Raw genomic sequence first — 11,593 nt, forward strand, 5'->3', positions numbered from 1 at the left:
CTATGAAATATTAGCCTTCAGGTAGGTTTTATCATGAATAATAAATTTATTTCTAAACAAGATGCCGCTAAATTAATTAATAATGGCGATACGATTTGTACTGTGGGAATGACATTAACCAGTGCTGCTGAATCTATTTTATCAGCAATTGAGCAACGCTTTTTATCCGAGGGTACACCAAATCAATTAACACTGGTTCACGCAGCTGGGCAATGTAACCGTATTCGAGGGAATCAACACTTTGCCCATGAAGGGATGGTGAAACGGATTATTGGTTCCCATTGGGGGCTAGCACCTCGATGGATGCAAATGATTAATGACAACCAAGTTGAAGCATATTGCCTCCCTCAAGGGCAAATGGTGCATTTATATGGTGCAATGGCCGCAGGCTTACCGGGGCGCTTATCCAAAGTAGGGTTAGGAACATTTATCGACCCTGACCTTGAAGGCGGTAGGATGAACGCTAAAACGTTGGTACTTTCCCCTTTGGTTGAAAAAGTGAATTTCAAAGGGGAAGAATGGTTATGGTATCCAGAAATTCCCTTAGATGTGGTGGTGATCAGAGGAACTCACGCTGATAGTAAAGGCAACCTCACCACCGATGAAGAGGCCATGGCCCTAGAGGTCTTGCATGCGGTACTGGCGGCTAAACGCTTTGGTGCCAAAGTGATTGCACAAGTGAAATATTGCGTTGAAGAAGGGACTTTACATCCCAAGCGTGTCACTGTTCCCGCGAGCTTTATTGACCATATTGTCGTGTGTGATAACCCTGAAGAAGACCATCGCCAGTCTTCGAGCTGGTTTTTTGACCCAACGCTATGCGGTGATATTCGCACGCCTATCCAACAAACTACGCCATTACCTTTAGACATTCGCAAATTGATTGGGCGAATTGCATGTCGTTATCTATACGAAAACTGCGTGATTAACTTAGGAACGGGTATTCCAAACGATGTTATTGGCTCAATTATTCAGGAAGAAAATGCAACCAAGCGCGTCGATATCACCGTGGAGTCAGGGATTTGGGGGGGCGTCCAAGCAGGCGGTATTGATTTTGGTATAGGTCGTAACTTGTCAGCGATGATTAGTCACCAAGACCAAATGTTGTACTACAACGGTGCAGGCGTTGATATCACGTATATGGGCGCAGGGGAAATGGATGCCAGTGGCCATGTCAATGCGACGTTGTTAGGCAATATTTGCCCTGGTGCAGGTGGGTTTATTGATATCACCCAAAATGCTCGACACGTGGTGTTTTGCTCAACGTTCACAGCAAAAGGGTTAGATATTCGTTGTGAAAATGGGCAATTAAATATTGTGCGGGAAGGGGATATTAGAAAGTTAGTTAACCAAGTACGGCAAATTTCATGGAATGCGGATGTCGCGCGAAATATTAACCAAACCATGCATTTTGTCACGGAACGTGCGGTGTTCACTTTAGGGGGAAAAACCCCGGTGCTGGTTGAAATTGCCCCCGGTATTGACCTAGAGCGTGACATTCTTGCCCATATGGACTTCGTACCTGAAATTTCTCCTGATTTGAAAGTGATGTCTTCCTCACTATTTGAAGAAGCACCTTTTGGACTGGTTTCGTATTTGTAGTTTCAATATTAAAGAGGAATTTATCCATGTTAGTAAAAGATAAAGTCGCTATTGTGACGGGTTCTGCAAGAGGTATTGGTTTTGCGATTGCTCAGGTACTTGCGGAAGAAGGGGCAAAAGTCGTTATTTCTGATTTAGCCATGTCATCAGGTGAAGAAAGTGCAAAACAGCTACAAGAGCAAGGTCATCAAGCCATTTTCATTCCTTGTGACATTGCCAAACGTGAAGAGGTAAATGCCTTATTTTCTAACGCATTAGCGCATTTTGGGGCGATTGATGTACTGGTGAATAATGCGGGGATCAACCGAGATGGCATGCTGCATAAGTTAACGGAAGATGATTGGGACAAAGTGATTGATATCAATCTGAAAGGGACATTTAACTGCATGCAAGAGGCGGCAAAGCTAATGCGTGAACAAGGAAATGGCCGAATTGTCAATATTTCCTCGGCAAGTTGGCTTGGGAATGTTGGGCAAGCCAACTATGCCGCATCCAAAGCTGGGGTTATTGGCCTGACTAAAACGGCTTGTCGTGAACTCGCCCGTAAAGGGGTCACAGTCAATGCGATTTGCCCAGGGTTTATTGATACGGATATGACCCGTGGTGTGCCTGAAAAAGTGTGGGACATCATGATCAGCAAGATACCTGCGGGTTTTGCAGGAGATCCGCGCGATGTTGGCCAATGTGTTGCATTTTTAGCCTCTGATAAAGCGCGTTATATCAATGGCGAAGTAATCAATGTTGGCGGCGGAATGGTGTTATAGGGGGAAATAATGAAACAAGCGAATGATATTGTCATTGTGAGTGGTGTGAGAACGGCAATTGGCACGATGGGGGGAAGTTTTGCAAATACGCATCAACATGACCTCGGGGCGGTGGTTATCCGTGAAGCCGTGAAAAGAGCTGGAATTGCTCCCGAAGATGTTGATGAAGTCATTGTGGGTAATGTTGGGCAAATCGCAGAAAGTGGTTTTATCGCTCGTATTTGCCAACTGCGAGCAGGGTTACCAAAAGAAACCACCGCTTATTCTGTTAACCGCCAATGTGGTTCAGGGCTACAAGCGTTAGCCGATGGCATGATGTTGTTGCAGACCGGCCAATCAGATGTTGTGGTGGCGTGTGGTACTGAAAATATGACAATGCTGCCGTACTACTTACGCAAAGCGCGCTATGGCTACCGCATGGGAAATGATGTACTGGAAGATGGATTAACGTCCATCCTAACTTGGCCAGAAGGCCCTTACCACAACGGAATGACGGCAGAAAATGTTGCAGAGCAGTTCAATATTACCCGTGAAGAAATAGATGATTTTGCATGGGATAGCCAGCAAAAAGCGTTAAAAGCGATTCAAGCCGGTTATTTTTCTGACCAAATATTACCAGTAGAAATACCCGAAGGCCGTAAAGGTACACGTATTTTTGATACCGATGAACATCCGCGTGATACACCACGTGAAAAATTAGCAAAATTGCGCCCTGCATTTAAAGCTGATGGTGTGATTACGGCAGCAAACTCTTCAGGTATCAATGATGGTGCTGCGGCATTAGTGATGATGCGTCGTGAAGAAGCGGAAAAACGTGGTCTGAAGCCAAGAATGAAAGTGGTTGATTGGGCTGTAGCAGGTTGTGAAGCGGCCATTATGGGCTTTGGACCCGCGCCAGCAACCCGTCGATTAATGGAAAAGCTCAAAATGGATGTAAAAGACATTGATTTAATTGAGCTAAATGAAGCATTTGCTGCACAAGCCATTGCAGTTATGAATGATTTGCCTCTTGATAGCACTAAAGTGAATGTGAATGGTGGGGCAATTGCTCTGGGTCATCCAGTGGGTGCCAGTGGGGCTATTTTACCTGTGAAGTTAATGTATGAAATGGAACGCCGTCAGGTTACTACCGGGTTAGTGACTATGTGTATCGGTGGTGGTCAAGGGATATCAATGTTGTTCGAAAGAGAATAAGAAAAGCTGCAAGCAGAAAGCCCGACGTGGGGCGTCGGGCTGTTGCTGAAGTAAAACAACAGGTATGTCACTTATTGCCAAGAGCCGTACCTGTTTCACTACAACATGAGGATCTTATCTATGTTTTCTACAAATGCAAAGTTAGATTATGTGGCTCAGGGGAAAAAAACCAACGCAAAGATATACCGTAACCTGATGCCGTTGTTGATTTTAGCGTACATTATTAGCTTTATTGACCGAACAAATATTGGCATGGCAAAAAATGCGATGTCGATTGATTTAGGATTATCTGCAACCGCGTTTGGTATTGGTGCGGGGCTTTTTTTCTTAACCTACTCGATTCTTGAGATCCCAAGTAATTTGATAATGGAGAAAGTAGGCGCGCGTTTTTGGATCACGCGGATCATGATCACTTGGGGGTTATTATCTGCGGCGATGGCGTTTGTGACGGGGCCGACTTCTTTTTATATCTTGCGGTTATTACTGGGAGCGGCTGAAGCGGGCTTATATCCTGGGGTTATTCTATATATGACATATTGGTTTAGCCAAGAAGAACGGGCTAAAGCAACAGGGTTATTTTTACTTGGGGTTTGTCTTGCAAATATTATTGGGGCGCCGCTGAGTGGTTTATTGCTGAGTATGGATGGCTTATTAGGCTTCCATGGTTGGCAATGGATGTTTGTTATTGAAGGCTTGCCAGCAGTTATCCTAGCATTTGTTGTGTGGTTCGTGTTGCCGAATAAACCAGAAGATGCAAAATGGTTAGATGAAGATGATCGGAATTATATTAAATATAAACATGATCAAGACAAAAACAGTATTAGTGTGAGTAACAGTAAATTCTCACTCAAGGCGGCATTTAAGAATAAAGCCTTTATGATGATTGTTGCTATCTATTTTACTCACCAGTTCTCGGTCTATGGTTTAAGTTATTTTTTACCGACTATTATCGGTGAATATGGCAAATTAACACCTATTCAAATCGGCTTATTAACAGCGATTCCATGGATTTCAGCCGCAATTGGTGGCATTTTTGTCGCGAGAAAAGCTAATACACCGCGTCGTTCATCACGTATTTTAATTTCAGGTTATGCAGTAATGGCCGTAGGGTTAGTGATTGGTGCACTGGGTGGCCCAGTTGTCGGTTTAATTGGCTTTTGCTTAACGGCATTTATGTTTTTTGTGGTTCAATCGATTATTTTCTCGCTTCCTCCGACTTATATGAGTGGCAGCATGTTAGCGGGAAGTTTGGCACTATTGAACTGCTTAGGGCTGTTTGGCGGCTTCCTTGGCCCGTTCATTCTTGGCTTTTTTGAAGATTATACAGGAACAGCCACTTCTGGATTATGGTTTGGTGTCGGTTTGCTAGTTATCGGAACGATTATTGCGTCACGAGTGAATACTAACGGTATGAGCGAAGCTGAGCCATTACAAGTATCGACTTCAGTGGAAAGCAAATAATTCAACATCGCCATTTACAATAGGAAAGTCTGCATGAAAATTGTTATCGCACTTGATTCCTTTAAAGGAAGTTGTTCTGCAAGGTTAGCATGTCAAGCCGTTGCTGAGGGTTTCAAGCGTGTATCCTCTGAGTTAGATATGACGTTATTACCCATATCTGATGGCGGAGAAGGTTTGTTGGAGTCACTGGAGAATAGCCCCGCGCTTTCTGGTGTAACACCTTACATTTTTAGCTGTACTGGGCCTTATGGTAGTAAGGTTGATGCAGGGTTATTAGTATTGGAGGGAAAAACCGCTTTTATCGAGATGGCGCAATGTTGTGGGCTGGAACTCGTTCAACGTGAGCATCGTCGAGTTGAAAATGCCTCAACTTATGGCTTGGGTGAAATGGTCAAGCATGCACTCGATATGGGTTGTTCTCGTATTGTTATCGGGATAGGAGGAAGTGCAACTAATGATGGTGGTGCAGGGTTTGCTCAAGCATTGGGTGCTCAGTTTTACGATAAAAGTTCTCAGCTTATTGAGACGCCAATTTGCGGAAAAGACCTCATTAATATTGCAAAGATTGATTTTGATAAATTTGACTCGCGAGCCGCTAAGGTTGAATTTAATGTCTCTTGCGATGTTGAAAACCCTTTATTAGGCAAAAATGGTGCGACTTATGTTTATGGTCCCCAAAAGGGGGCCGACCAAGCCACACTTGACCAGCTTGAAATTGGGATGGCTCACTATGCGAAATTAATGTCAGCAATAACGGGAAAAGATATTTCACTGGAGGCTGGCAGTGGTGCAGCGGGTGGATTAGGTGCGGGGCTTCGTTGGTTTGTTTCGGCAAAGCTTGAAAAAGGAATCGATCTCGTTTTGGGGCTCCTTGGCGCAAAATCTTATATTCAACAAGCGGATTTAGTCATTGTAGGAGAGGGGCGGCTTGACAGTCAAAGTGCGAATGGTAAGGCTCCTGTGGGAGTGGCTCGTATGGCCAGTCATTATGGTGTGCCTGTCATTGCGCTTTGTGGGGGGTATAGTGAAGATAGCCGTATCCTATACCAACATGGCATTACCGCAATGTGGTCGCTTTGTCCGGGGCCAGTTTCCCTTGAGCAAGCCATGACAAATGGTGAACGTTATTTGGCAGATACAGCAGAAAATTTGCTGCGTACCGTACTCGCAAATCCGAATATGCAAATAAAACCCTAAAGTGAGGCGGTAATATGCTACTGACTGAAAAACTAGCCAATGATATTGTCACGCGTGCAATGGGAATTATCCATCACAACGTCAATGTGATTAATAGTCAGGGCGTGATTATCGCTTCAGGTGAAAAAAAGCGTATTGGTGAAACCCATGAAGCCGCAGTGGAAGTGATCCGCTGCGGCAAACGGATCACCATCTACAATGAAAATGAAGCACGAGCTTATTCGAATGTGGCACCGGGGATAAACCATCCGATTGTTGTGGCTGATAAAGTGGAATTAGTGATTGGCGTGAGTGGTGACCCTGTTGTGATCCAGCGTTATGCCGAGCTCGCTATACTGACGGCTGAGCTGCTAATTCAACAAGAAATTGAGCGGCGTAGTATTAACTGGCAGCATCGTTTGCGTGACATGCTATTTGTTCAGTTTATAGAAAGCACAACGCCAGCACAGGGGCGCAGTGCATTACTAAAATTACATAATTCCGGTTTTGCGTTCACTTTACCGACTATTCCTGTGATTATTAATATTGAAGCTATTCAGTACCGCCCAGAAATACTCGATACGATCATTACTGAATTATCAGCTATGGAAAAAAGTGATGTGTTATTACTCAATAGCCGCGAAATTTTGATGCTATTCCCATCAACGCATTATCAAAATGAATCGTTTATTTCTAATCTTCATTTCATTCTAGATAGCCAACTTAGCCAATATTATATTGGTGTTGGTGTTCAGGCAGATACGCAAGAACATGTGAGGGATGCAGTACATTTTGCACGTTCAGTTATTGAAGTTGGACGGCTAACGGTTCCCGATAAACAAGTCTTTTTATTTAAAGAAATGGCATCTTTATGCCTCTTTAATGAATTGGAAAATAGCTATCTATTTAATTTCTTTTTAGATATTTGCCATAAAATATTGTTGCATGATTCGGGCGATATTTTGCTTGAAACCCTTGAGCTGTTTTTATCGCAAAATGGCGAAATAGGTAGCACCGCGCAGCAATTAGGCATTCACAGAAATACATTAAGTTATCGGTTACAACAAATTAAAAAGCAAACCAGTTTGGACCCGACAAGGTTTACGGACCTCATTCAGTTATCTGTTGCGATGCATGGCTACCGTCGACGTTACCCAAAACAACAGCCATGGCTCGATGCATTAAGTTAAGGAGCCATATCATTACTTTTGTTGTAAAACCCAAATAGCGGCTTCAACGCGCGATTTTAAATTAAGTTTCTTTAGTAAGTGTTTGACATGGACTTTGACGGTGCTCTCTGTGATTTGTAATTTATTCGCAATCATCTTATTTGATAGCCCCTGTGAGATTAAATCTAAGATATGGGTTTCTCTTGGGGTTAGTGCTGATAGATTATGCTCTGTAGGGGCTCGGTTATCTCTTAAAGATTCAGCTAAAATGGAAGCGAGCGTTGGGCTAACGACCATTTTACCACTTGCGGCTTCTTTTAATGCAATAATTAATTTTTCAGGCTCCATGTCTTTGAGTAAATAGCCATCAGCACCTCGTTTTAACGCATTAATTAAGTCTTCGCCATAATTGGACACCGTAAATAAGATAATACGGCCCGAAAGTTCGCGGTTACGTAAATTATCGAGTACTTCAAAGCCATTCATACTAGGCATATTGAGATCTAATAGGATTAAATCTGGGTCTTGTTCTTCCGCAATTTTAATACCCGTTATTCCATCGTCTGCTTCACCAATTACCTTTAATGTGGGTTCTAAACTAATTAATTGTTTAACACCATTACGTAGCATCGGGTGGTCATCAATCAGTAAAATGGTAGATTGCCCAGTCAGTTTATTTTCATTTTTCATTAATGAGTTACTCCAATTTAATTAAGCCACAGTCAGTGGAAATACGACATTAACAATAGTGCCACCCTGAACTCTTGGGGAAATTTGATATTTCCCATTTAGGCTTAGCGCTCTTTCTCTCATAATAATCAATCCATAATGGTTATTTTTTGTTGGCTGAGGCTGAATACCTTCCCCATTATCTTCTATTGCCATGGTGATTAATCCGTTATTTTCGATTAATGAGACTTGTGACCAGTTTGCATTAGCATGTTTGAGAATATTGCTTAAAGCTTCTCGGATTATCTGGATAATATGAATAGATTGATGTGGAGAGAGGCTTTTGGCTGGAATTTGGTAATTTAATCCAATTTGAAAACCAAGGCGCTGACTGAATTCTTGGATTGTGCTTTCTAAGGCAGGGAATAGGCCTGGTTCAGTTAATTTTAGTCTGAAGGTTGTTAAAAGCTCACGTAATTGACTATAAGCGGAATTTATTTCATTACGCATTTCGTTTAATAGTTCTTGGTGCTTAGTTGGCAATGTTTTAGGTTGCATTTGCAGATAACTAATTTGCATTTTGAGGCAAGATAATGATTGTGCGATGGAATCATGCAATTCTCTCGCAATCGCCGATCGTTCATCCATAATCAGTAACTGCTGTTGTTGCTCTAATTGGTGCTCCATCGCTAGCATTCCAGCGATTTGTTTAACTAGCATCAGCACTAAATTATTTTGTTCTTCAGATAATGGCTGATTTATATCCATTTCAGCTAAAATCATGCCATAACGCTGTAAATTATCAGAAATCTCCCATGATATTACTTTAAGGTGTTCAGCCATCTTGGGTGACTTGAGAGAGTGCTCCTCGTTTTCTGGGCAATGAATTTCATGAAAGCAGGCATCATTGTTTTCTTCGTATAGCCTCAATCTAATATTTTGCAGTGGGATTAAGCTTTTAAGCTCAAATAACACTTTTTCTAACCTTATTGATAGTGGCCCAATGGCATGTAGGGTTCGATTAGATTGGTATAAATAGAGTAATACTTTATTTTTCTTTTGCAGATCGGCGGTTTTTTCGATAACTCGAGATTCTAATTGATGGTAACTCTGTGCGAGCTCATCCGACATTTGATTTAACGTATGGCCCAGTGAATTTAGCTCATCTTGTTTTTTGCCTACAGGAAAGCGCTGACTAAAGTCTTGGTGACTAATCGCGTTCACCATATGAAGTAACTTAAGCCAAGGTGTATAAATTTTCTTTCTAAAATGGCAGATAGCAAAAATAAGTAGCAATGAAACGAGGCCAATAAATACCATTTGAGTGATTGCTACATAGGTTATTTTTCGTTCTGTTTTTTCATCAATATTACGAACTAATGCATCGAGTTTATTAACAAAGGTAACGACCGCGAGACGTGCATCATTAGGAGAAACTGCATGGTTAAGAGCAGGTTTTAATTCTGTAACCCAATATTGATAAAGCTCAGCAAATTGCGGATTTAAATCTTCTATATCGACAACTTGTGTTAGTTCATTGCTTAATAAATTTTTTTCAAGCTCACTAACATATACGTCAGAATATTGGTTGAGTGGCACTAATGAAAGTAAATGATAACTTTGCATCCGCAATGAGCCTGATTTATTTATTGCATGTGCATTTCCTTGCACACTAATAATCATACTATTTGAAATTGTCATGCCAATAATACCGAGTACGGCAATCAATAGCATTAAACCAATAACTTGGTTAATGATTGAAAATCGGTGATAAGCAATAGACATAAATGATCCTTTCTACTCTATACGTTTATTTATTATTTTTGATAACGTAGATATTGTTTCTCTATTATATAAAATTGAATATGCCACTTCGGTATTACTCCTTAATATCCCATTGAATTATTCGCTTTAAATTTCAACAAATAAAATTACCAAGCAATGATTTTTTTTGTTTTAATTCAATCAATTATTGTTTTGTACTCCTAATACTACTCTGGTGGTTAACGAGAAAAATCACGCATATTTCATTTAAATCTCTCTTGATTTAGATCAGCTTCACGGTGGTCTATTCGCCACACACTGCGAGCAGAAATTGTATTTATCGGGGTGATTTATGTCTCAACGAGATAATGTTAATAGTGTAGCTGCACAGTCAAATAATGGTGTTATACAGGATTGGCGTCCTGAAGATACTCGGTTTTGGCAGCAAACAGGGCAGCGTATTGCCAATCGTAATTTATGGATTTCTATTCCATGTTTATTGCTCGCATTTTGCGTATGGATGTTATTTAGTGCAGTTGCGGTTAATTTAAATAAAGTGGGTTTTAATTTTACGACAGACCAATTATTTTTATTAACCGCATTACCTTCCGTTTCAGGTGCTTTATTAAGAGTCCCTTATTCATTCGTTATTCCTATTTTTGGTGGGCGCCGTTGGACTGCTATTAGTACGCTGTTTTTAGTGATCCCATGTATTTGGCTAGGTTATGCGATTCAAAACCCTGCCACGCCTTATCAAGTCTTTGTCATTATTTCCCTACTTTGTGGTTTTGCCGGCGCTAACTTTGCATCCAGCATGGCCAATATCAGCTTCTTTTTCCCTAAAGCTCGCCAAGGCGGTGCACTTGGCCTAAATGGTGGGCTAGGAAATTTAGGGGTCAGTGTCATGCAATTGGTGGCGCCTTTTATCGTTGGTGTTGGTGTATTTACTTTCGTTGGTGGGACTGGAGCGGCTCAGCCTGATGGCTCAATGTTGTGGTTAGAAAATGCCGCTTGGATTTGGGTGCCATTTCTACTGCTTTTTACGGTGATGGCTTGGTTTGGCATGAATGACTTAGCGGCTAATAAGGCATCTCTTAAAGCACAATTACCAGTTTTGAAACGTGGCCATCTATGGGTATTAAGCCTGTTATATCTGGCGACATTCGGCTCGTTTATCGGTTTTTCTGCTGGTTTCGCAATGTTATCGAAAACCCAGTTTCCAGACGTCATTATCTTGAAGTTTGCCTTTTTTGGTCCTTTCCTCGGTGCGTTAGCTCGCCCAGTCGGTGGCATGTTATCTGACCGTTTTGGTGGTGTGAAAGTCACATTACTGAACTTTGTGGTCATGGCTGTTTTCTCCGGCTTGCTGTTTTTTACGTTACCAGAAAACGGTCAAGGAGGCTCTTTCGGGGCGTTTTATGGCGTATTTATGGTGCTGTTTTTAACGGCAGGGCTAGGCAGTGGCTCAACCTTCCAAATGATTGCTGTTGTTTTTCGTAAATTAACCATGGACAAAGCCATCTTAAGAGGAGCTTCAGAGCAAGAAGCCCAAAAAGAGGCGGTAACAGAAAGTGCTGCAGCTTTAGGGTTTATCTCTGCTATTGGTGCAATAGGTGGCTTCTTTATTCCAAAAGCGTTCGGTACATCATTAACACTGACGGGTTCACCGGCAGATGCAATGAAAGTGTTTTTTATATTTTATCTTTCCTGTGTGTTTATCACATGGCTGGTATACGGCCGTAAACACAAATAATAACAAGTCATAAAAATCAATTTTAGCAATGTACGGCGCCG

The 11,593-nt window shown here is 41.7% G+C and carries 9 protein-coding genes; 7 read left to right on the plus strand and 2 right to left on the minus strand.

Annotated features, from left to right (window positions below; translation table 11 throughout):
• Positions 1 to 33: 33 nt before the first annotated feature.
• The 6 genes from P3L40_RS19695 (at position 34) to P3L40_RS19720 (ending at position 7,387) form a co-directional block, all read left to right on the plus strand.
• Positions 34 to 1,602, plus strand: a complete 1,569-nt coding sequence (locus tag P3L40_RS19695; RefSeq protein ID WP_136134265.1) for an acyl CoA:acetate/3-ketoacid CoA transferase — start codon at positions 34 to 36, stop codon at positions 1,600 to 1,602.
• A gap of 26 nt (positions 1,603 to 1,628) precedes the next feature.
• On the plus strand, positions 1,629 to 2,366 hold the full coding sequence (gene fabG, locus P3L40_RS19700) for a 3-oxoacyl-ACP reductase FabG (protein WP_096864443.1): 738 nt from the start codon (positions 1,629 to 1,631) through the stop codon (positions 2,364 to 2,366).
• Positions 2,367 to 2,375: 9 nt separating this feature from the next.
• Positions 2,376 to 3,560, plus strand: coding sequence for a thiolase family protein (locus P3L40_RS19705; RefSeq protein ID WP_210853061.1), 1,185 nt, complete (start codon positions 2,376 to 2,378; stop codon positions 3,558 to 3,560).
• A 120-nt stretch (positions 3,561 to 3,680) separates the two neighbouring features.
• On the plus strand, positions 3,681 to 5,021 hold the full coding sequence (locus P3L40_RS19710; RefSeq protein ID WP_004259371.1) for an MFS transporter: 1,341 nt from the start codon (positions 3,681 to 3,683) through the stop codon (positions 5,019 to 5,021).
• A gap of 33 nt (positions 5,022 to 5,054) precedes the next feature.
• A complete protein-coding gene (locus P3L40_RS19715; protein WP_196731958.1) occupies positions 5,055 to 6,218 on the plus strand; it encodes a glycerate kinase in 1,164 nt (387 codons plus the stop codon).
• A gap of 14 nt (positions 6,219 to 6,232) precedes the next feature.
• Positions 6,233 to 7,387, plus strand: coding sequence for a CdaR family transcriptional regulator (locus P3L40_RS19720; protein ID WP_004259365.1), 1,155 nt, complete (start codon positions 6,233 to 6,235; stop codon positions 7,385 to 7,387).
• A 12-nt stretch (positions 7,388 to 7,399) separates the two neighbouring features.
• On the opposite strand, the gene narL is transcribed toward P3L40_RS19720, so the two are convergent.
• Both narL and narX read right to left on the minus strand, forming a co-directional pair.
• Entirely contained in the window at positions 7,400 to 8,056 is a 657-nt protein-coding gene (gene narL, locus P3L40_RS19725; protein ID WP_004259360.1) for a two-component system response regulator NarL, read from the minus strand.
• Positions 8,057 to 8,077: 21 nt separating this feature from the next.
• A complete protein-coding gene (gene narX / locus P3L40_RS19730) occupies positions 8,078 to 9,820 on the minus strand; it encodes a nitrate/nitrite two-component system sensor histidine kinase NarX (protein ID WP_164565572.1) in 1,743 nt (580 codons plus the stop codon).
• A 331-nt stretch (positions 9,821 to 10,151) separates the two neighbouring features.
• Between narX and P3L40_RS19735 the strand changes: the two genes are divergently transcribed.
• Complete coding sequence (locus P3L40_RS19735) at positions 10,152 to 11,552, plus strand: NarK family nitrate/nitrite MFS transporter (RefSeq protein WP_004259355.1); 1,401 nt, start codon at positions 10,152 to 10,154, stop codon at positions 11,550 to 11,552.
• The last annotated feature ends 41 nt before the right edge of the window (positions 11,553 to 11,593 follow it).

Origin of the sequence: Providencia sp. PROV040, assembly GCF_032706145.1 — a bacterium.
Classification (GTDB): Bacteria; Pseudomonadota; Gammaproteobacteria; order Enterobacterales; family Enterobacteriaceae; genus Providencia; species Providencia hangzhouensis.